This is a genomic window from Phaeobacter sp. CAU 1743 (genome assembly GCF_039839315.1).
Lineage (GTDB): Bacteria > Pseudomonadota > Alphaproteobacteria > Rhodobacterales > Rhodobacteraceae > Phycobacter > Phycobacter gallaeciensis_A.
This window is the reverse complement of the sequence record NZ_JBDOQR010000013.1, coordinates 66,421-86,006: the sequence shown is the minus strand read 5'-3', so window position 1 is coordinate 86,006 and position 19,586 is coordinate 66,421. Positions and strand designations below refer to the sequence as shown.

Genomic DNA, 19,586 nt, shown 5'->3' with positions numbered 1-19,586 from the left:
CCGCCTGCGATGTCGTAGTCTTCTTCATGGTGTTGCTTTCCTTTCGGTTTGATCACCCCGAGCCTACGGCTCAGGGAAAGCAACGCCACCCTTCAGGCAAACTTCAACATCAACCGGGACATCCCCCCTGGCAGAGCCTGCCGATCTTTCTTTGCTGCGACTGGGGCGGATTTTGGCGGACGTGGGCCGTTTTCCCGGAAGCGGACATCCAGATAACCGCGGGCGGGCCCGTCAGCTTCACGCGGCACGATCTGAAAGACGCGGTCAAGCTCAGTTTCTGCGCAGTCTGAGGGACGCATCTGTTCACCCACAGGCCGGGGCTTGCAGGAATTGTCCTGAAGTTAGGCACGCTCGATGCACCTCCCTCTTTGGCGCGCCGCGTGCCGCGCGCCGCGATCAAATTTGCGCGGAAGCAGCCGTTTAACGGTAAGCGCCGTCTCAACCCCACATTGCTGCTAATGGCTTCGGCTGCGATGTGATCTCCATCTCATGATGGGGAGTGCGTTTCGCAATGTGCGCTACAAATTCGTTTCTCAAATCTCTGGGCGTCGAGATTTACGCGTCGGGACATCGCCGGTGGCCGGATGAGGCCAAGGCCTTGGCCGTCGCGATGACCTTGGAGGCTGGTGCGACGGTGAATGCCGTGGCGGAGCGGTTTCTCCGCCTCGATGAAAGCAAAGCTCATCGACTTGCGTCTTTCGCGAAGAAGGCTGCGGCTTTTTTTAGGATGTCGCGCTCCTGTTTCAGCACTGCGTTCTCGCGTCGCAACCGCTTCAACTCAGCATGCACGTCGACCGAAGCCTCGACCGGATCACTGGCATCTCGCTCGCGACTGAGCCATCGCGTCAATGTCGAAAGTCCAATCCCCAGATCTTCCGCGATCTCCCGCCGCGTCCGACCGCTGGTCAGTGCCAGTCTGACTGCTTCCCGCCGAAACTCCGGCGTCGGTCTGTTGCCATTTCCCATAGAACACCTCCTGGTTCCTCAGTTGGTGCTCTCCACTTTTTCAGGGCAAGTCCAATCCGCAACGACAACGGAACAGGTTTGAGAAACTCTGAGGTTAAAACGGCTCTTCTTGGCGTCGGTTCCGCGATCACCGACGTGCGAACACACGCGTCCGCTGACAAGCCGTTTGTCGAGCGCATGTTTGGTACAACGGAGTCGATGCTGCTGAAGCTTCTTCACGGATATACGGGGCGCAAACCTGGAGAACTGCCAGCGTATGATGCCAATAAAGCTGGTGTCCTTGATATTGACGTCCTCTACGAAATTATCACCAAGTTCTTCATCGATGAGTACCCATCTTTGAAACATATGGGCGTGGGTATGGGCGGAAGGCGCCCGGCTGAGGTCTACAACGAGATCAATAAAACTCGGGGGATTTTCAAAGCTGTCAACGAAGACCTGCGACGTAAGCATCTGGGTTGGAAATTCAAACTTAAACCAAACGACGAAGGTGTGCGGGTTCTGTCCGGCCTTTCCTATTCGTCGGACGCTTTTCAGAAAGCTGTAGATAAATGGAAAGGGAAGGTGTCCGTCTTCATCGACCCGGATAACCTCAATTTTGCGACCGCAGTCTTTCCAGGCGATCCGGAACTGTATCGGCTAGATTTGCAAACGACCATTTTCGCTGACCTCACCGTCGTCGAGTACCTTGACCTGATGGCGAGCTACCGTCGTGAGAATCCTGAAACCACGAAGCTCTATGAAGACCGTATTGCGAAGGTACGGCTCGAGAGGCAGGAACTCCTTCAAAAAATCGGCGTAGAACGCCGCCTGCCTCGTAGCTACGTGACCTTCGAAGAAGCCAGGACCAAGGCAAAGGCCCTGTTCGCATCATCACAGGTCGTAAGAACAAGGGTGCCATTGGACACTGTCGCGCCCGGCTCGTTGGCGACGGCCTCCTCAGGTCCAGGCGTGCTGCCTATCGGAGATGCAGAGGTAATTGATCTCGCGCCATCCAACCCCGCTCCTGAAACCAAGGAAGTGCAACCGTCCGAGAAGCAACGGCCCAAACAGAAAAGCAAAACCACTCGAAAGCCCATCCGGCTTGGTCGCCCCGATCAGGAGGGTGAGTTTTCTTGATCCACTGACCGATACGACAGCCCACTAACTACTCGATTTTCCACGGACACCAAATGAGCTTCATAGACCCAAAACGCGTCAGTGCATCGCGCGCTCTGCAAAACGCACACTACACCTTCCCGCGGGCAGCGATCCTGCGTGAAGCGTTCACCAATTGTGTGACCGACTACTACGTTAAGGCCAGCAACGCTGGGCATTTCGAGGCGCGCGGCTTGATGGTGACCGGAGAATCTAGAGTCGGCAAGACTTCCGAGACAGTCAAACTGGTCGAGGAATTCAATGCCAGCCAGACTGAAATGCCGAACGGGATGCCGGGGAAGATCCTGTACTGCAAGTTGGACGGATCGGTGAGCTGGAAAGACCTTGGCCAGAAAACCCTGGAAAAATTGGGCTATCCTGTGTCGCCGAGGCGGACGCAAAGCGAAATTTGGGGCCTGGTACGTCACCACAGCCGCGAACACGGGGTGATCGGCTTTTACTACGATGAGTGCCAGCATGTTTTCACACCGGGAGCCAAGTCGAACCGGATTTTCCTCGACAGCTTCAAATCACTGATGAAAGAGCCCGAGTGGCCCCTGATCTTGATCCTGTCCGGCGTGCCGGTACTGGCTACTTACGTGAATTCCGAAGAACAGCTCTCCCACCTCTTGGCGCCGGTACATTTTGATGAGATCAGCCTGGGTAAAAGCGCCGACCCCGGCAAGGATCCCGACATGATCGAGTTGAACAACTCGTATATGCTTATGCCGACCATGGAGGGATCAATGTCGACGATCTTGTGGATGTGGATTTTCTGGAGCGGCTGGACTTTGCATGTGCTTCACGCTGGGGGCTCGTGATCGAGCTCTTGATCCGGGCCTTCGGATTGTGCCGGTTTCGCGGCGTGAGTGTTGCGTCGGTAGATATTTTCGCCGAAGCCTATGCGCAAAACTCTCGCCTTCCATTGGAGCTGTCTCCGTTCACTGCGCCAGACTACCGCGACACATTAGACAGCGCCAAACTTATGGAGATGCTGCAAAACGAATAGCAGCATCGCACGATAGATGAGGAACGAAACGGGCTCGCATTCGCGGGCCCTTTTTGTTGCCGTAGGGTGTGCAAGGTTATGCGCCAAGTGTGCAAGGTTATGCCCCACATGGGTTTGGCCTGGTGTCTAAGCTGTTGATATAAAGCCGTTAAATTGGAGGCAAACTTAACCGAATCGGTTGTCTGTGCAAAGAATTGGTTAACTGGCAGAATGTGCCAGTGACCCATAACATTGCACGTTTTGTCGGTTTTCATGCCCCCCCTGTCAAGAGGGACTTGTGGTCATCGCGTGATTTATCTCAGAACATTGATAATCAATCGTTTTCCATGCTTTCCATAGCAAAGCGACGCTTCACGCCCTTTGAACCTTTAAGACTGGTAAGATCGGCACGACTTCGCTTCGAAGATAGACGGGACCGACATCCCGCCGTCGGGCTCAAATTTTTTGATACCCGACGTCTCCAGAACGGCCAGAATCCTGTTGCGGTGAACGCCGGTTTCCGCCGCCAGTACCGTTAGTGTAGTGAAACGTGCGTTGAACGCTGCGATAGCATCGCGACTCATCCGCCAGATCGGGGCTTTGGTGGCCGAATGCACCACTCTCACCGCAGGCGTGTAGCCCCCTTCTATCATAGCCAGAAACCTGCGCCTGGATTGGTATCTGTGAGAAGCCCGCCCGAAGCCCATGGCCCGACGCTCCGACACCTCGAACACATGCTGATAGTGTCGGACAACCTCGCGACGTCGAACAGGCTTCACCACTTTTTTCGCAGCATCCTGCAGCATCGGCTTGTCCAAAGTCAGATCTGCGACCAGCCGTTTCAGCTTGCCATTCTCGTCCTCGAGCTGCTTCAGCCTTCGGATCTCCGACACACCCATCCCGGCATAAACCTTCTTCCAGCGATAGAACGTCGCTTCGGCGATGCCCAACTTCCGGCATATCTCGCCGACCGTCGTTCCAGCTTCTGCCTGCCTCAATGCGAAGGCAATCTGTTCGTCGTTAAATCGTTTCTTCGGCATCGGTACACTCCTCTGTTGCCAGAAATGTACCCAAAATTTCGCACTCAGCTTGGACCAGTTTCAGGGGGGCAAGACGCCCCCCGCTTTATGCGCGTCTTTGCTCCGCGGGCATGACGGGGGGCTTGTGGATCAGCGTTTCCAGAACCGTTTTGGTTTCGGCTTCTGGGCCTTGAGGTGTTTCTTCAGCTCAGTGAAGCCACCAATTTTCTCCCCGTCAATGAATACAAGCGGCGTTGTAGTGACGTGGTGCTTATCCTTGAAGGCATCCGTTTCCCGGCGGGTGCGCAGCACATGTTCTTCGATATCGAATTTTTCGCGACGCAGCAGATCAAGGGCTGCCGTGCCGAAACCACAGGTGTAATTGGGCAAATCCATGCGATAGATGACGGCTTTGGGCATAGGGGTATCCTTTCTATTCGCGGCGGGTTTCGAATACCGGCATGGCTTGCGCAAGGTCGGGCGGATCACGTTGGCGTGGGGGAGGTGAGTGCGCCGGCTGGGAGCAGCGTGGGGAGCGCCTGATTGTCAGCCGCGCGTCGGCCAGTCGCGGTGCAGATCGTCGATGATGATGGTGTGCTTGTGCGCCTCATCTCCGTGCTCAAGCAGGTGTGGATGATCCGGCGGCAGATCCGCGTGGCTATGGGGTATCTCCGATGGGGCTTGGGCAGGCCAGAGGAAACGGCACAGCAGCAGCCCGACAAAAGAAAGCGCCGCCAGCAGGATCAGCGCCGTGAGCGTGCCAAAGACGGTCATCAGCCAGCCAGACAGCGGATAGGTCAGAAGCCAACAAGCATGGGAGAGGGCAAACTGCGCGGCAAAGATGGCCGGGCGGTCCTCGGCATGGGCAGAGCGGCGCAACAGCCGTCCGGAGGGGGTCATGACCGTCGAATAGCCGATGCCGACCAGACACCAGCTGATCAGCAGCCCGCCCCAGCTGAGGCCCGTAATCGCCACCAGGGCCGCCAGCCCCAGCAATGCCGCAACCAGCAGCCCGGCGCCGGACAGCATGACTGGCCGGTCCGGCACCCGGTCCAGAACGGGCGGCAGCAGCAGCGCCGCCAGCATCGAGCCGAAGCCAAAGGCGAACATCGCCCAGGCCACATTGCTTTCGCTCAGGCCCAACTCTCCGCGCACCAGAACCACCGAGTTCACCAGCACCATGGCTCCGGCCGCCGAGACTGCAAGATTAAGCGCCAGAAGACCGCGCAGCCGCGGCGTGGCCAGATAGATCCGGATCCCTCGGGTGGTGCGGTCGTAGATACCGCGCCGCTGGGTGGATTTGGGGCTGGGCAGCAGCACTGAGACGACAAGCAGGGCCGAGCCGACAAAGCCAGCGACCGTACCAAGGAATAGCGTGTCATAGGCCATAACGGTCAGCAGCAGCGCCGCCAGCGTCGGGCTGACAATGTTTTCCAAGTCATAGGTCAGCCGCGACAGCGACAGCGCCCGGGTATATCGGTCCTCTTCTGGCAGGATGTCCGGAATCGTGGCCTGGAATGTGGGAGTAAAGGCAGCTGATGCGGATTGCAGCAGGAAGATCAGCACATAGACCTGCCAGACCTCGGTAACGAAGGGGAGACACAGGGCCGCTGCCGCCCGCACGAGGTCCAGCGTGACCAGCAGGGCGCGACGGTTCACACGGTCGGCAAAGGCCCCGGCGATGGGTGCAATCCCCACATAGGCGATCATCTTGATCGTGAAGATACTGCCGAGCACCAGCCCCGCGCCGCTGCCCGCCAGATCATAGGCCAGCAGACCCAGCGCAACGGTGGCAAGCCCGGTTCCGATCAGCGCCACGACCTGGGCCAGGAACAGATGGCGATAGGTGCGGTCTGACAGGATGTCGAACATGGGTGTCCTCACGCAGAGCGGGAAATGGCGATGGGCCTGATTCTGCCTGAGCGCTAAGGGGCAGGCAAGAACGACGGGGAAGAGCGTTCGACAAACGGGCTTCTTTTCTGCACCATGCGCTGGACGAACACATAATCGAAGCCGGAAAGAGAGTTCATGAAGCAGCGCAAACTTGGAGCCCAGGGACCAGAGGTCGGATGCATCGGCTATGGCGCGATGTCCTTTTCAGACATGTACGGCCCCACCAATGAGGCCGAAAGCCACGCCATTCTCGACAGCTGCCGGGATCTGGGTGTGACGCTGCTGGACAGCGCCAATATCTATGGCATGGGAAAATCCGAAAACGCCATCGGATCTTACCTGAGCGCCAATCCCGGGGCGCGTGATGAATTTGTGATCTCGACAAAGGCCACGATCACGCGCGATGCCGATGGCAATCGGTGCTTTGATAACTCGGTAGAGCATCTTGAGGCAGAGCTGGACAAATCCCTGCAGCGGCTGGGCGTCGAGTGTGTCGATCTGTTCTATGCGCACCGCCGCGATCCGCGTTTCACGCCCGAGGAAACGGCGGCGAACCTTGGTCGCCTTGTGGAAAAGGGCAAGACACGCGCGATCGGTCTTTCGGAGGTGGCGCCCTCAACCGTGCGGCGAGCGATGACGGCCTTTCCTGTTGCGGCTGTGCAATCGGAATATTCCTTGTCGACCCGGTTCCCCGATCTTGGCCTGGTACAGGCCTGCGCCGAACTCGAGGTGGCTTTTGTGGCTTTCTCGCCGGTGGGGCGCTCCTTGCTGACAGACAACCCGATTCCGAAGGCGCGGATCCCGCAACTGCCGTTCCTTGCTGGCAACCCGCGGTTCATGGAGCCGAATCTGAGTGAGAACCTGCGGATCACCGATAAGTTCCGTGCACTTGCGGCGCAGATGGGGACCTCGGCGGCAGCTTTGGCCAACGCTTGGCTGCTGACTCGCGGCGACCACGTGATCCCGATCCCCGGGACCCGCAGCGTCAAACACCTTGAGGAATGCGTCGCGGGCGCCGATCTGACGCTGACGCCTGAGGACTTGGAGCGGATCGAGACTGTGCTGCCCGTGGGATGGGCGCATGGCGACCGCTATTCGGATGAGCAGTGGATCGGCCCTGAGCGCTATTGCTGATCCGACAGTTACTCTGGTTCACGGCGACGGGGCGAATACGGGTCTTTGGTTCGCGAGTGCGGGGAGGGATAGGGAGCTTTCCTCTTGGTTTCAATGCTTTACATCTGGGAATGAATTTTTTTGGCCGAAAGCGGATAAAATGACAAAACACCGCTTGACGATACCCGAGGCCTGGGAATATTACACCCCAACGTTCGGCAGAGATGCTGAACGGGCAGCGAGCGGTTGTAGCTCAGTTGGTTAGAGTACCGGCCTGTCACGCCGGGGGTCGCGGGTTCGAGCCCCGTCAACCGCGCCACTGCTGCCTGCCCGCCTTGGGCAATACCAGGGTCCGCTCCGGATGGGGGATGCCGAAAGGCAGATGATATGAGATCCATGCGCGGTTGTAGCTCAGCTGGTTAGAGTACCGGCCTGTCACGCCGGGGGTCGCGGGTTCGAGCCCCGTCAACCGCGCCACTTATAAGTCTGGTCCCATGTAACAATGGGAATTCCCGAAATGGGACCGGTCGGGACGCCTTATATAGGCCATGCGCGGTTGTAGCTCAGCTGGTTAGAGTACCGGCCTGTCACGCCGGGGGTCGCGGGTTCGAGCCCCGTCAACCGCGCCACTTCCTTTTTCCTCGAAAAATCAGGACTAGATGCGCGCGTCATGAAACTGCTGGATTCCATCGACTGGACGACTGCGATCATTGTCGCGCTACTTCTGGGGCTGGCGCCTTTCTTCCCCGAACCGCACCTGTGGGAAAAGCTCAGGATGCTGTTTGCAGGCGAATTGCAGCGCGCCCTCGACTGGTTCGATCTGCTGATGCACGGCGCCCCCTTGGTGCTGCTGGTGCTCAAGGCCGCAAGAGACCTGCGCGCACGCAAGGGGTAGGCTGCCTGCAGAGCGGGGTATTGGCAGTAAGGGTGGGCGGCCGCGCTGTGCCTTCTATCATCGGCCAAGGCCGCGAGAGTCTGCACAGGCTCAGTGCCCATGTAGCCGACACCATCGGTGCCAAGATCACCGGATGTCAGAACGCTGGTTGTTCACTGAGAAAGTCCATGAGCGCTTCCGCGGTTTCCGATGGGTGCTGGTCCACGAAGAAATGCCCGCCCGGAATGGCCGCAGCGCGCATGTTGGCTAGGCGGGGCGCCCAGGTCGCCTCCACATCGTATTGTTTCGCCATAGCGCCGGTGGCGCCATAAAGGACCAGCGCGGGGCAGGAGACCTGACAGTTCAGATCAGCGGCATCTAGCGCGAAATCCACATCGATTGCGGCGCGGTAATCGTTGCACATCGCGTGGATGCACGCCGGATCACGCCAGCTCTTGCGGTAGGCCTCCAGCGCCTCGGCCGGGAAATCCTCCAGCGTCGCGCCGCCCCAGCCCAACAGGCAGCTTTCAAAATAGTAGTCCGGGTCCGCCCCGATCATCCGCTCGGGAAAGGGCGCGGGCTGCGCGAGAAAGAACCAGTGATAATAAGCGCGGGCGACCTCTTGGTGCAGATCACCCAGCAGCAGGTGGGTGGGGACGATGTCCATCACCGTTAGGCTAGCAACGGCGTTTGGGCTATCAAGCGCCATCCGGTGCGCCGTGCGTGCGCCGCGGTCATGACCGACGAGGTGAAAGCTCTCATGGCCCAAAGAATGCATCAGTGCCACCTGATCGGCGCCCATCTCGCGAAAGCTCATCGCGGTCATGTCGCCTGGTTTGCTGCTGTCGCCATATCCGCGCAGATCGGCGGTCACCACGGTAAACTGTTCGGCAAGGCGTGGTGCCACGGTATCCCACATGGCGCGGGTTTGCGGGAACCCATGCAGCAGCAGAACGGCAGGTCCGCTGCCTTGGTGGGTGTAGGCAATCGCCTCGCCGTTCACCTCGGCGCGGCCCGTTTCGATTTCTGATGCCATCCAGCTGACCTCCCTGAGTGGTGTGACGTCCCTGAATGAGGGATGCCCGGCCCACAGGGCCGGGCGTGGCGGGGAGCCGCCGCTCCCCTATCTTGGCCCCTTACGACTTGGTCAGAGCCTCCAGAACCCGCGCCCAGGAGCGGATGCCTTTGTGAAAGCTCTTGAGGTCGTATTTCTCGTTCGGGGAATGGATCGCGTCATCTTCATTGGCAAACCCGATCAGCATCGATTCCATGCCGAGAATGGATTTGAAGAAACCCGCGATCGGGATCGATCCGCCCATGCCGCAGAAGACCGCCTCGCGCTCCCATTCGTCGCTCAGCGCGCCGCGGGCGGCGGTGAATTCGGGGCGGGTGATATCCATCACCGAAGCACGCGATCCTTCCAGATCGTTGTCCCAGACCACCTTGCAGTCGGGTTTCAGGCGATCTTCGATATGCTTGCGGATTTTCAGGCGCAGCGCGTCGGGGTCCATGTCCCCCACCAGACGGCAGGTAATCTTGCAATGCGCTTCGGAGGGGATCACGGTTTTCGATCCGGCGCCATTATAGCCGCCCCACAGTCCGTTGACCTCCAGCGTCGGGCGCGCCCATTGCTGCTCTAGGATGCTGCGGTCCTTTTCGCCATGGGCCTGGGTGTAACCGGCGTTGCCAAGGTAGTCGTCTGCATCAAAACCGCAGCCTTCCCACTGGCGCATCTGGTCCTCGGGCACCTCTTTCACGCCCTCATAGAAGCCTTCGACGGCGATCTTGCCGGTTTCCTCGTCATAGAAAGAGGCGACGATGCGGCTGATTTCGCGCAGCGGGTTGAGGCCCGGGCCGCCGTAGTGCCCCGAATGAAGGTCGATGCGCGGGCCGACCAGGGTGAATTCATCCTTCAGCATCCCGCGCAGCTGCGAGGCGATGGAGGGCACGCCGCGCGACACCATGGAGGTGTCACAGATCAGCGCGATATCCGCTTTCAGCTCTTCGGCGTGCTCTTTCATGAAGGGCACCAGCGACGGCGAGCCCGATTCCTCTTCGCCTTCGAAGAAGAAGGTGATGCGGCAGGGCAGGGAGCCGTGGATCGCCTGCCAGGCGCGGCAGGCTTCGACAAAGGTCATCAGCTGGCCCTTGTCGTCGGATGCGCCACGGCCTCGGATGACGGTGCCGTTTTCGGTCTCTTCCAGTTGCGGCTCGAACGGCGGTGTCTTCCACAGGTTCAGCGGATCGACCGGCTGCACGTCATAGTGGCCGTAGAACAGGACATGCGGCGCGTCCTTGTTTTCCTGCCCCACGTGGCCCACCACCATAGGGTGGCCGGGGGTTACGCGCTTTTCGGCGTCGATGCCGATGGATTTGAGATCTGCCACCAGCCAGTCAGCCGCCTTTTCGCATTCTGCCTTGTAGGCCGGGTCGGTCGAGACGGACTGGATCCGCAGAAGGTCCAGCAGCCGGTCCGTTGCTGCGTTCACATCGGCGTCGATCCGGTCCAGCACTTCATTCAATGACATGTCTCACTCCTGCGTTCTGATTATGGTTTGTGATGATTTGTCGCGGACCGTAGCAGCGCCGTCAAAGAGGCGCCAGTGGGGAAGCTGGACGAGGGGATGAACCGCCATAGCCGGCTGTCCATGCAGGTATTTTCCAAAGTTTCCGATCCTCTATGACCGGCGCCTTTCAGCGCCCCGGGGCACGCAATTGTCAGGAAATAGCCGCCCGCGCCGGGTTGTGGGCTCAGTTGCTTAGGTCTATTTGACCTGCATCAATGTTGCGCAACATGCCTTTTGCGTAAGCAGTTGATCAAAATCGGCGTCTAGGGTAGTTATTCATAAATGTGAATGGGACTGCCTTCGCGCCAGCGCCCTGGGTGCCAGACTTACAGCTATGGAGATGCCGGTGGACTATACCGCGAAACTCGACGCAGCGATTGAAAGCCTTCACGAAGAAGGCCGCTACCGGACCTTCATCGATATCGAACGAAAGAACGGACAGTTCCCGCATGCGGTCTGGACCCGTCCCGATGGCAGCGAAAGCGATATCACCGTCTGGTGCGGTAACGATTACCTTGGCATGGGGCAGCACCCGGTGGTTCTGGCCGCGATGCATGAGGCGATCGATGCAACTGGCGCAGGCTCCGGCGGAACCCGCAACATCTCGGGCACCACCGTCTATCACAAACGCCTAGAGGCTGAACTGGCGGATCTGCACGGCAAGGAGGCATCCTTGCTGTTCACCTCGGCCTATGTGGCGAATGACGCAACGCTTTCGACCCTGCCCAAGCTTTTCCCTGGTCTGATCATCTATTCCGATGCGTTGAACCATGCTTCGATGATCGAAGGCGTGCGCCGCAACGGCGGGGCCAAGCGTATCTTCCGGCACAATGACGTGGCTCATCTGCGCGAACTGCTGGAAGCAGACGATCCGGAGGCGCCCAAGCTGATCGCCTTCGAATCGATCTACTCCATGGACGGCGATTTAGGTCCCATCGAAGAGATTTGTGATCTGGCCGATGAATTTGGCGCGCTGACCTATCTCGACGAAGTGCATGCGGTGGGGATGTACGGCCCACGCGGCGGCGGCGTCGCCGAGCGTGACGGTCTCGCAGACCGTATTGATATCATCAACGGCACTCTGGCCAAGGCATATGGTGTGATGGGTGGTTATATCGCGGCTTCGGCCAAGATGTGCGACGCCATCCGCTCTTATGCGCCCGGCTTTATCTTCACCACCTCGCTGGCCCCGACGGTTGCAGCCGGGGCGGCGGCCTCGGTGGCTTTCCTCAAGACCGCGCCCGAGCTGCGCGAGAAGCATCAGGAACAGGCAAAGATCCTGAAAATGCGCCTCAAGGGGCTGGGCCTGCCGATTATCGATCACGGTAGCCACATCGTGCCGGTTATCGTCGGCGACCCGGTTCACACCAAGAAGTTGAGCGATATGCTGCTGTCGGATTTCGGCATTTATGTTCAGCCGATCAACTTCCCCACCGTCCCGCGCGGCACCGAACGGCTGCGGTTCACCCCGTCGCCGGTGCATGGACCGCTGGAAATCGACGCTTTGGTCAAGGCAATGGACGGTCTTTGGTCGCATTGTGCGCTGAATCGCGCCGAATTGGCCGGGTAGTGCACAGTTCTGTGTTCAAAACTGTTGAGTGTGTTATCGTTTCATCAACGGATTGGTCAGCTTGAGTCGTTAGGGTGATTCTGCAGACATCAAAATCCGGTTGCGGCAGGTAAAGATGGGACAGCAGGCATGATCGGGCGCCTTACTCAGCGCAAATCAAAAGAGCAGGGTGAGCCATCCGCGCCCAAAAGTTTTGACGACTTTGAGCTGCGGCTTGGCGACATGATGCGCGGCGAGCGCGCAACCATGGGGAAATCCCTGCTTGATGTGCAACGAGAGTTGCGCATCAAGGCGTCTTACATCGCTGCGATTGAAAATTCCGATCCTTCAGTTTTTGACACGCCCGGCTTCATCGCCGGGTATGTGCGCTCTTACGCGCGCTATCTGAACATGGATCCCGAAGAGGCGTTTGAGACCTTCTGCCGCGAAAGCGGCTTTACGGTTGCCCACGGCATGTCGGCCGAGGCCTCGGTGCGTAAGGCAAAGGTTGCACCCGGTGCACAAGCGGCAAATGCCAGTGGGCTGGGCAGCGACCCGTTCACCTCGCCCAATACGCCTTTTGCCCCCTCTGCGGATGGTCTGTTCAGCCATGTGGAGCCACGCGCCATCGGATCGCTGATGGTGCTGGCGGCGCTGATCACTGGCATCGGCTACGGCGGCTGGAGCATCCTGAAAGAAGTGCAGCAGGTGCAGTTCGCACCGGTCGATCAGACGCCGCTTGTGCTGGCGGATGTGGACCCGCTGGAAGGCGCGCAGCTGAACCTGGCGAATGCGGATACGGATCCTGCGGCAGCGGCGCTGGACCGGCTCTATCGCCCCCAGGCGCTGGATGTTCCGGTTCTCGAAGCCCGGGACGCGCCGATTGCAACACTTGATCCGCGCACCTTTGGCAACTTTGCCGAACCCGATCTGCCATCCATCCAACTGGCGGAGGCCAGCCTGCCTGCGGACATCGCCGGGCAGCAGCTGACGGTACCGCAGGTCGTCGAAGAGGTGGCGCCAAGCGCGGAAATGCTTGCCGTACGTCCGGCATGGGTCGAGGTGACCGCCGCGGATGGCAGCGTCATCTTCGAAGGGATCATGGAGCCGGGCGACCGGTTCGAGATTCCACTGACCGAAGTTGCACCGACCCTGAAGACCGGGGAAAGCAGCGGCATCTATTTTGCCGTCAATGGACAGCATTTTGGTCCCGTGGGCCAGCGTGGACGGGTGACCAAGAATGTCGATCTGTCCCCGGATGCGATTTCGGGCCGGTTCGAGGTTGCCGATCTTGAGGATGACCGCAACCGCGCCCTTGCGACCCTGGTGGCGCAGCTGCAGGTCGACGGCGCGCAGGACTGATCCTTTTTCCGCTTTTACTGTGTCTGACCTCGCCTGCCATTGCAGACGCGGCCCACAGCACGTATCTACCGGCTGAGGAGCAGGACCATAGGGGACGGACCGCATGTCGCTGAATCACATTCGACCCTGGCGCCATATCGAGCGCCGCAAGAGCCGCCAGATCCATGTAGGGAACGTGCCGATTGGCGGGGATGCGCCCATCGCTGTGCAGACCATGACCAATACGCTGACCACCAATGTCGCTGCGACCATCGCCCAAGTGCAGGCCGCCGCGGAGGCGGGCGCGGATCTGGTGCGCGTCTCGGTCCCGGATGAGGCTTCGTCCAAGGCGCTGAAGGAAATCGTGCGCGAAAGCCCGGTGCCCATCGTTGCGGATATCCATTTCCACTACAAACGCGGGATTGAGGCAGCCGAGGCAGGCGCCGCCTGTCTGCGCATCAATCCCGGCAATATCGGCGATGAAAAACGCGTCGCCGAAGTGATCAAGGCCGCCCGCGACCACAATTGTTCGATCCGGATTGGCGTCAACGCCGGCTCATTGGAAAAACACCTGCTCGACAAATACGGTGAGCCGTGCCCCGAAGCGATGGTCGAAAGCGGTCTCGATCATATCCGCATCCTGCAGGATCACGATTTCCACGAGTTCAAAATTTCGGTGAAGGCCTCTGATGTCTTCATGTCGGCAGCCGCTTATCAGCAACTGGCCGAGGCGACAGATGCGCCGATCCACCTTGGGATTACCGAGGCAGGGGGCTTTGTCTCCGGAACCATCAAATCGGCCATCGGTCTGGGACAGCTTTTGTGGATGGGCATTGGCGATACGCTGCGGGTCAGCCTCTCTGCCGATCCGGTCGAAGAGGTGAAGGTCGGCTTTGAGATCCTGAAATCGCTGGGCCTGCGGCACCGCGGCGTCAATATCATCTCTTGTCCCTCCTGCGCGCGGCAGGGGTTCGACGTGATCAAGACGGTTGAAGCGCTGGAAGAGCGACTGGCCCATATCCACACCCCGATGAGCCTGTCGATCATCGGCTGCGTCGTGAATGGTCCGGGTGAGGCGTTGATGACCGATGTTGGCTTCACCGGCGGTGGGGCCGGGGCCGGGATGGTCTATCTGGCGGGCAAGGCCAGCCACAAGATGAGCAATGAAGAGATGGTCGACCATATCGTTGAACAGGTCGAACAGAAGGCTGCAGAAATCAACGCGGCTGAGGCAGCCGCCGCGGAATAAGCAGAGGGCCCGATACCGGTGCAATATGCAGGACTAACAAAAACGGGGCGCCAAGGGCGCCCCGTTTTGCGTTTCAGTGCGTTTCAGTGCGTTCCTCGGGCTGCGGTCGCAGCGCGGGTCAGCCGCGGTTCTTGCGGTTCTCTGCTACCAAGACTTCCATCTGATCAGCAGGCAGGTAGCCGCGCAGCAGTTCACCGCCCAGAACAAATGTGGGCGTGCCGGAGATCGACAGACGCTGGGCCAGATCGCGGGTCTGGCGCAATTCGCGGGTGACGTCCTCGGAATCCATATGGGCGAGGATGGCGTCGGCATCCAGATCCAGACCATCCGCCAGACGGCGCAGGGCGACTTCCCCCGGCTCGCCGGTCATCTCCATCAGGGCTTCGTGCACGGATTTGTACGCATCGCCGCCAGCCAGCTGTTTGGTTGCAACAGCAAAGCGCGACGACAGCACCGAGGCTTCGCCCAGGATCGGGAATTCCTTCACCACCCAGCGGATGTTGCCATCCTTGGCAAGCAGCTCTGCCACCTCGGGCGCGGCGCGGCGGCAATAACCACAGCGATAGTCCATGAACTCGACCAGGGTGATGTCGCCCTCGGGGTTGCCGCCGACCCAGGAATAGCCATCGTTTTCCAACTCCTGCAGGTTGTCGGCAACCAGCGCCTGATCGCGGGTGGCTTCGGCGGCGGCCTGACGTTGCTCCAGCAGGTTCACGGCCTCAAGGATCACCTCGGGGTTTTCCATCAGGTATTCCCGCACCTGAGCGCCAAAGGCTTCGCGTTCGGTGGCGCTCATGTTCGAAAGGTCCAGCGCCTGCGCGGGGGCGCCAAGCAGCGCAAGAGCAGTGGCAGCGCCTGCTGCTGCACGTGTAACACGGATCATTTTCGTTTCCTTTTCTGTGTTTTCTCATAGGCCACCAGCACGTCCTGCGCCCGGCGCCAGGCTGGCGATCCGGTGGGCAAAAGCGCGGTGGCGCGTTTGGCATGCAGACCGGCGTCGTCCAGACGCCCCTGCAGGGCATAGCGTTCCGCTGTCACCAGCGCGGCAAGCCCGGTCTGTTTGGTTTTAGCATAGGCCTGCGCCATGTCCCGCAGCAGCACCGTGTTGCGAAAATCGATGCTGCGGGATTTTTCCAGCGATTTGAGCGCGGCCCGAGGCTGCCCAGCAGCAAGCTGCGCCCGGCCATAACTGGCCAGCACAAGCGGGTCCGAGGGGGCCAGCGCGACCGCCTGCCCGTAACTGGAAAGCGCGGCATTCCAGTCGCGGTTTTCCATCAGGATCTGACCTTTGAGATCGTGATAAAACGGATCCTTGGGGCGCAGCGCGATGGCGCCGTTTATGGCGGTCAGCGCCTTCTTGCGATTGTTGAGCCGGTGATAGGCGATCGCCTCCCGCATGAGCCGGACATCCTTGTGGCTCTCGCTGCCTGCGCGCCGCAGCGTCCACTTCGGAGAGCGGACAAAGGCAGACAGCTTGCCGCGCAGCCGGGCGAACCAATACTCGGCCTCTGGATCGGTCGCGATGTCGGTGCCATGGCTGGCGACATAGGCCTGCGCCGCGCGAATGCGGTCGCGGCTGAGTGGATGCGAGCGCATGTAGGGGTCCTGATGCTGGGCGCTCAGCACTTCTTGTCCGGCAAAGGTCTGGTGCAGGTCGACCAGCCCCTGCGGATTGACGCCGGCGCGGCTGAGGTAGCCTGCTGCCGAGCGGTCAGCCGAGGATTCCTCGGCGCGGGTGTGTGACAGGAAGCCGCGCAGGGCCGAGCTTTGCGTGCCGATAGCGATCCCGGTCGAAGCCTCGCTTCCAGCGCCCGCAGCGGCGGCCAGAACCGCCAGCGCCATGCCCAGCCCGGCGGCACTTCCGGCCGAACGCATGTTCTGCATCCGCCGGGCCAGATGGCCGTTTGCGATATGGGCTGCTTCATGGGCCAGAACGGCCTGCAGCATCTCGGGGCTGTCGGACTTGAGGATCAGGCCGTAATGCACGAAAATCGTTCGGCTATCCAAAACAAAGGCGTTGTAGCTCGACTCGTTGACCACAAGGATCTTGGTGCGCCGGGCGTTGAGGCCGGCCGCCTGCAGAACCGGCGCCGCAAGCCGGTTCAGCGCCTGTTCCACATCTGCGTCCCGCAACAGGGTGATCGATGCCGCCTGCACAGCCGTCGCCGCATAGGCCAGCAGGCAAAACACCAGAGCCGGGATTGACGCCAGACGAGAGAAACGGTCAAAAGTCATGCGCGCACCATGGGAGAACATCATGCGAAACTCAACCCGCTCAGAGGTCGATCCGTTTATTGTGATGGATGTCATGGAGGCCGCCCGCAAGGCCGAAGAGGCCGGGCGCCGGATCATTCACATGGAGGTCGGCCAGCCTTCGACCGGGGCGCCGGAGGCGGCGCAGCAGGCGCTGGTGCAGGCGCTGCAAAGTGATGCGCTAGGGTATACCGTGGCGCTGGGGATTCCGGCGCTGCGCGAACGTATCGCACGCATGTATGGCGAATGGTATAACGTGGACCTTGATCCGGGGCGCGTGGTGGTGACCTCGGGTTCGTCCGGGGCGTTCCTGCTGGCCTTCACGGCGCTCTTTGACAGCGGTGACAGGGTCGGCATCGGCGCGCCGGGCTATCCGTCGTACCGGCAGATCCTGCATGCGCTGGGGCTGACGCCGGTGGATATTGAAACGGCAGCGGAAAACCGCCTTCAGCCGGTGCCAAGCGATCTTTCCGGGCTTGATCTCGCCGGGCTGATGGTGGCCTCTCCGGCGAACCCGACCGGCACGATGTTGAACCGCGATGCCATGGCGGCGCTGATTGGCGCTACGCAAGAGGCTGGCGCAGCCTTCATCTCGGATGAGATTTACCACGGGATCGAATATGAGGCCAAAGCGGTCACCGCTCTGGAGCTGACCAATGATGCCTATGTGATCAACTCCTTCTCCAAGTATTTCTCGATGACTGGCTGGCGCGTTGGCTGGATGGTGGTGCCCGAGGATCATGTGCGGGTGGTGGAACGTCTGGCTCAGAACATGTTCATCTGCGCGCCGCACGCAAGCCAGGTGGCGGCGTTGGCCGCGATGGATTGCGAGGAGGAACTGCAGGCAAACCTGGCGGTCTATGCCCGCAACCGGCAACTGATGCTGGAGGGGCTGCCCAAGGCGGGTTTTAGCAAGATCGCGCCGCCGGACGGGGCGTTCTACGTCTATGCGGATGTGTCGGAGCTGACGCAGGACAGCCGCGCCTTCGCTGCTGAGATTCTGGAAAAGGCCGGGGTTGCGGTGACGCCGGGGCTGGATTTCGATCCGGTCCGGGGCGCAACGACGCTGCGGTTCTCTTATGCGCGCTCCACCGCCGATATCGAAGAAGGGCTGTCGCGTCTGCGCAGTTTCATGGAAAACCGCTAAGGTCCCCGTCAAAGGCGATGGGGGCGGTGGGTGCAAACACCCGCTGGTCAGAAGCAAAACAGAATGGGCAGGAACAGGATGACAGGCAGGATATTGGCGATCATCGCGGCGCTGTTTCTGGGCGGCGCGGCCATGGCGCAGGGGTTTTCCGGGCTCGCGCGCATTGATGCCGAGCAGAGCCGCATCAGGGATGCGGGGCAGGGGGCAGAGATTGATCTGCACCTTAGTCAGGGGGTGCCCTACCGCCTGTTCACGCTCGACAACCCTCCGCGTCTGGTGCTCGATTTTCAGGAGGTGGACTGGACGGGGCTGCGTCGCGAGAACCTGATCCAAGGCGAAAACCTGCGCGATGTGCAGTTCGGCACCTATGTGCCCGGCTGGTCGCGTATGGTTCTGGCGCTGGCCGGACCGATGCAGGTTAGTGCTGCTGGGATGGAGGTTGATCCGGTGACAGCGGGCGCGATCCTGTCGGTCACGCTGGACAAAACAGATGCCGAACAGTTTGCCGCCAATGCGGGCGCCCCGCAGGATCGGCGCTGGGACCTGCCCGCACCCGAGCCGCTGACACCGGCTGCTCCGCGTGATGACAATGCGCCGCTGCTGGTGGTGCTGGACCCGGGGCATGGCGGCATCGATCCCGGTGCGCAGGTCGAGGGCGGCCTCGATGAAAAGACCCTGATGCTGCAATTTGCCTTTGAACTCGGTGAAATGCTGGTGCGCTCGGGCCAGTTTTCGGTGCAACTGACCCGTGATGGGGATTACTTCGTATCGCTGGAGCGCCGGATTGCGCTGGCGCATCAGGCGGGGGCGGATCTGTTCATCTCGCTGCACGCGGATTCCCTCTCCGAAGGCGGCGCGCGGGGATCGACCATCTATACCCTGTCGAAAGAGGCTTCGGACAAGGCATCGGCCACCCTGGCCGAGCGGCACGACCGATCGGATCTATTGTCTGGGACAGACCTCAGCGCGGCGGATGATCTGGTGACGGATGTGCTGCTGGATCTTGCCCGGCAGGAAACCCAGCCACGCAGCGAGGCGCTGGCGCGCGCCATCGTCGAAGGGCTGGCGGAGCAGGGCGGGCCGCTCAACCGGCGGCCCATGCGCTCGGCCGGATTTTCGGTACTGAAATCGGCGGATATCCCGTCGGTCCTGATCGAAATCGGCTTCCTGTCCAGCGCCCGCGATCTGAAGAACCTAAAGGACCCGGAGTGGCGCGCCCAGGCGGCGCGCGGTGTTCTGTCTGGCCTGATCGAATGGCGTATCCGCGATGATGCGCTGCGCCCGCTGGTACGCCAGTAGCCGGAAAGCAGGAAAAAGGCGCCCATGGGGATCGGCGCGCAGGTGCCGACCCATGGTTCGCATGCAACCACGCCTGTTGCTTTGGCGTCGAATCCTCTATGGTTTTCCTGATGCCAGCGGCATATATTCGCCGCTTCCCGTTTTGACCCCATTCGCAGGGGCTTCTATATAGGCGGGACCGTGCGAGAGAG

General features: G+C 60.5%; 16 protein-coding genes, 3 tRNA genes and 2 pseudogenes. 13 read left to right on the top strand and 8 right to left on the bottom strand.

The features are described 5' to 3' along the window. The coding region (locus AAFO90_RS07690; RefSeq protein WP_347509000.1) for a hypothetical protein at positions 1-290 on the top strand (290 nt) is incomplete at its 5' end. A 406-nt stretch (positions 291-696) separates the two neighbouring features. Here AAFO90_RS07690 and AAFO90_RS07685 read toward each other — a convergent pair. After that, a pseudogene (locus tag AAFO90_RS07685) lies at positions 697-966 on the bottom strand (transposase); the annotation flags it as partial. Between the two features lie 78 nt (positions 967-1,044). On the opposite strand from AAFO90_RS07685, the gene AAFO90_RS07680 reads away from it, so the two are divergent. Both AAFO90_RS07680 and AAFO90_RS07675 read left to right on the top strand, forming a co-directional pair. Next, entirely contained in the window at positions 1,045-2,085 is a 1,041-nt protein-coding gene (locus AAFO90_RS07680; RefSeq protein ID WP_347508999.1) for a hypothetical protein, read from the top strand. A 53-nt stretch (positions 2,086-2,138) separates the two neighbouring features. Further along, positions 2,139-2,924, top strand: coding sequence for an ATP-binding protein (locus AAFO90_RS07675; RefSeq protein ID WP_347508998.1), 786 nt, complete (start codon positions 2,139-2,141; stop codon positions 2,922-2,924). A 922-nt stretch (positions 2,925-3,846) separates the two neighbouring features. On the opposite strand, the pseudogene AAFO90_RS07670 reads toward AAFO90_RS07675, so the two are convergent. From AAFO90_RS07670 to AAFO90_RS07660, 3 genes and pseudogenes are all read right to left on the bottom strand, one after another. Next, positions 3,847-4,131: pseudogene (locus AAFO90_RS07670) on the bottom strand (transposase); the annotation flags it as partial. A 129-nt stretch (positions 4,132-4,260) separates the two neighbouring features. Next, positions 4,261-4,530, bottom strand: coding sequence for a glutaredoxin (locus AAFO90_RS07665; protein WP_274835636.1), 270 nt, complete (start codon positions 4,528-4,530; stop codon positions 4,261-4,263). A 126-nt stretch (positions 4,531-4,656) separates the two neighbouring features. Continuing rightward, the gene (locus AAFO90_RS07660; protein WP_347508997.1) at positions 4,657-5,982 is read right to left on the bottom strand and encodes an MFS transporter; all 1,326 of its coding nucleotides are present in this window, start codon (positions 5,980-5,982) and stop codon (positions 4,657-4,659) included. A 156-nt stretch (positions 5,983-6,138) separates the two neighbouring features. Here AAFO90_RS07660 and AAFO90_RS07655 point away from each other — a divergent pair, with 156 nt between their 5' ends. The 5 genes from AAFO90_RS07655 (at position 6,139) to AAFO90_RS07635 (ending at position 8,011) form a co-directional block, all read left to right on the top strand. Continuing rightward, complete coding sequence (locus tag AAFO90_RS07655; RefSeq protein ID WP_347508996.1) at positions 6,139-7,137, top strand: aldo/keto reductase; 999 nt, start codon at positions 6,139-6,141, stop codon at positions 7,135-7,137. Positions 7,138-7,358: 221 nt separating this feature from the next. After that, positions 7,359-7,435, top strand: a tRNA-Asp gene (locus AAFO90_RS07650). 81 nt (positions 7,436-7,516) lie between these two features. Beyond that, a tRNA-Asp gene (locus tag AAFO90_RS07645) sits at positions 7,517-7,593 on the top strand. Positions 7,594-7,668: 75 nt separating this feature from the next. Further along, positions 7,669-7,745, top strand: a tRNA-Asp gene (locus tag AAFO90_RS07640). 41 nt (positions 7,746-7,786) lie between these two features. Further along, entirely contained in the window at positions 7,787-8,011 is a 225-nt protein-coding gene (locus AAFO90_RS07635) for an RND transporter (protein WP_065270619.1), read from the top strand. Between the two features lie 136 nt (positions 8,012-8,147). Here AAFO90_RS07635 and AAFO90_RS07630 read toward each other — a convergent pair whose 3' ends face one another. Then, positions 8,148-9,026, bottom strand: coding sequence for an alpha/beta hydrolase (locus AAFO90_RS07630; RefSeq protein WP_347508995.1), 879 nt, complete (start codon positions 9,024-9,026; stop codon positions 8,148-8,150). Positions 9,027-9,126: 100 nt separating this feature from the next. Continuing rightward, positions 9,127-10,518 (bottom strand): M20/M25/M40 family metallo-hydrolase, encoded by a 1,392-nt coding sequence (locus tag AAFO90_RS07625; protein WP_274828939.1) that lies wholly within the window; start codon positions 10,516-10,518, stop codon positions 9,127-9,129. A gap of 385 nt (positions 10,519-10,903) precedes the next feature. On the opposite strand from AAFO90_RS07625, the gene hemA reads away from it, so the two are divergent. From hemA to ispG, 3 genes are all read left to right on the top strand, one after another. Next, on the top strand, positions 10,904-12,127 hold the full coding sequence (hemA, locus tag AAFO90_RS07620; RefSeq protein ID WP_347508994.1) for a 5-aminolevulinate synthase: 1,224 nt from the start codon (positions 10,904-10,906) through the stop codon (positions 12,125-12,127). A gap of 129 nt (positions 12,128-12,256) precedes the next feature. Further along, positions 12,257-13,468: a RodZ domain-containing protein gene (locus AAFO90_RS07615; protein WP_347508993.1), complete on the top strand. Its 1,212-nt coding sequence runs from the start codon at positions 12,257-12,259 to the stop codon at positions 13,466-13,468. Positions 13,469-13,571: 103 nt separating this feature from the next. Then, the gene (ispG, locus tag AAFO90_RS07610; protein ID WP_347508991.1) at positions 13,572-14,696 is read left to right on the top strand and encodes a flavodoxin-dependent (E)-4-hydroxy-3-methylbut-2-enyl-diphosphate synthase; all 1,125 of its coding nucleotides are present in this window, start codon (positions 13,572-13,574) and stop codon (positions 14,694-14,696) included. A 118-nt stretch (positions 14,697-14,814) separates the two neighbouring features. Here the strand turns inward: ispG and AAFO90_RS07605 are convergent, their stop codons facing one another. After that, positions 14,815-15,579: a DsbA family protein gene (locus AAFO90_RS07605; RefSeq protein ID WP_347508990.1), complete on the bottom strand. Its 765-nt coding sequence runs from the start codon at positions 15,577-15,579 to the stop codon at positions 14,815-14,817. Then, the gene (locus AAFO90_RS07600; RefSeq protein ID WP_347509002.1) at positions 15,576-16,955 is read right to left on the bottom strand and encodes a M48 family metalloprotease; all 1,380 of its coding nucleotides are present in this window, start codon (positions 16,953-16,955) and stop codon (positions 15,576-15,578) included. The genes AAFO90_RS07605 and AAFO90_RS07600 overlap by 4 nt, the downstream gene beginning before the upstream one ends. Between AAFO90_RS07600 and AAFO90_RS07595 the strand changes: the two genes are divergently transcribed. Continuing rightward, complete coding sequence (locus AAFO90_RS07595) at positions 16,954-18,096, top strand: aminotransferase class I/II-fold pyridoxal phosphate-dependent enzyme (RefSeq protein ID WP_347508989.1); 1,143 nt, start codon at positions 16,954-16,956, stop codon at positions 18,094-18,096. The two genes, AAFO90_RS07600 and AAFO90_RS07595, sit on opposite strands and share 2 nt — an antisense overlap. A gap of 78 nt (positions 18,097-18,174) precedes the next feature. Next, the gene (locus tag AAFO90_RS07590) at positions 18,175-19,395 is read left to right on the top strand and encodes an N-acetylmuramoyl-L-alanine amidase (RefSeq protein WP_347508988.1); all 1,221 of its coding nucleotides are present in this window, start codon (positions 18,175-18,177) and stop codon (positions 19,393-19,395) included. Positions 19,396-19,586 lie beyond the last annotated feature (191 nt).

What these genes read in the sequence shown, in the direction of transcription:
- AAFO90_RS07655 (WP_347508996.1), top strand. Translation starts at nt 6,139, where the DNA reads ATGAAGCAGCGCAAACTTGGAGCCCAGGGACCAGAGGTCGGATGCATC.
- ispG (WP_347508991.1), top strand. Translation starts at nt 13,572, where the DNA reads ATGTCGCTGAATCACATTCGACCCTGGCGCCATATCGAGCGCCGCAAG.
- AAFO90_RS07665 (WP_274835636.1), bottom strand. Translation starts at nt 4,530, where the DNA reads ATGCCCAAAGCCGTCATCTATCGCATGGATTTGCCCAATTACACCTGT.
- AAFO90_RS07675 (WP_347508998.1), top strand. Translation starts at nt 2,139, where the DNA reads ATGAGCTTCATAGACCCAAAACGCGTCAGTGCATCGCGCGCTCTGCAA.
- AAFO90_RS07615 (WP_347508993.1), top strand. Translation starts at nt 12,257, where the DNA reads ATGATCGGGCGCCTTACTCAGCGCAAATCAAAAGAGCAGGGTGAGCCA.
- AAFO90_RS07635 (WP_065270619.1), top strand. Translation starts at nt 7,787, where the DNA reads ATGAAACTGCTGGATTCCATCGACTGGACGACTGCGATCATTGTCGCG.
- AAFO90_RS07590 (WP_347508988.1), top strand. Translation starts at nt 18,175, where the DNA reads ATGACAGGCAGGATATTGGCGATCATCGCGGCGCTGTTTCTGGGCGGC.
- AAFO90_RS07625 (WP_274828939.1), bottom strand. Translation starts at nt 10,518, where the DNA reads ATGTCATTGAATGAAGTGCTGGACCGGATCGACGCCGATGTGAACGCA.
- AAFO90_RS07595 (WP_347508989.1), top strand. Translation starts at nt 16,954, where the DNA reads ATGCGAAACTCAACCCGCTCAGAGGTCGATCCGTTTATTGTGATGGAT.
- AAFO90_RS07630 (WP_347508995.1), bottom strand. Translation starts at nt 9,026, where the DNA reads ATGGCATCAGAAATCGAAACGGGCCGCGCCGAGGTGAACGGCGAGGCG.
- AAFO90_RS07600 (WP_347509002.1), bottom strand. Translation starts at nt 16,955, where the DNA reads ATGATGTTCTCCCATGGTGCGCGCATGACTTTTGACCGTTTCTCTCGT.
- AAFO90_RS07605 (WP_347508990.1), bottom strand. Translation starts at nt 15,579, where the DNA reads ATGATCCGTGTTACACGTGCAGCAGCAGGCGCTGCCACTGCTCTTGCG.
- AAFO90_RS07660 (WP_347508997.1), bottom strand. Translation starts at nt 5,982, where the DNA reads ATGTTCGACATCCTGTCAGACCGCACCTATCGCCATCTGTTCCTGGCC.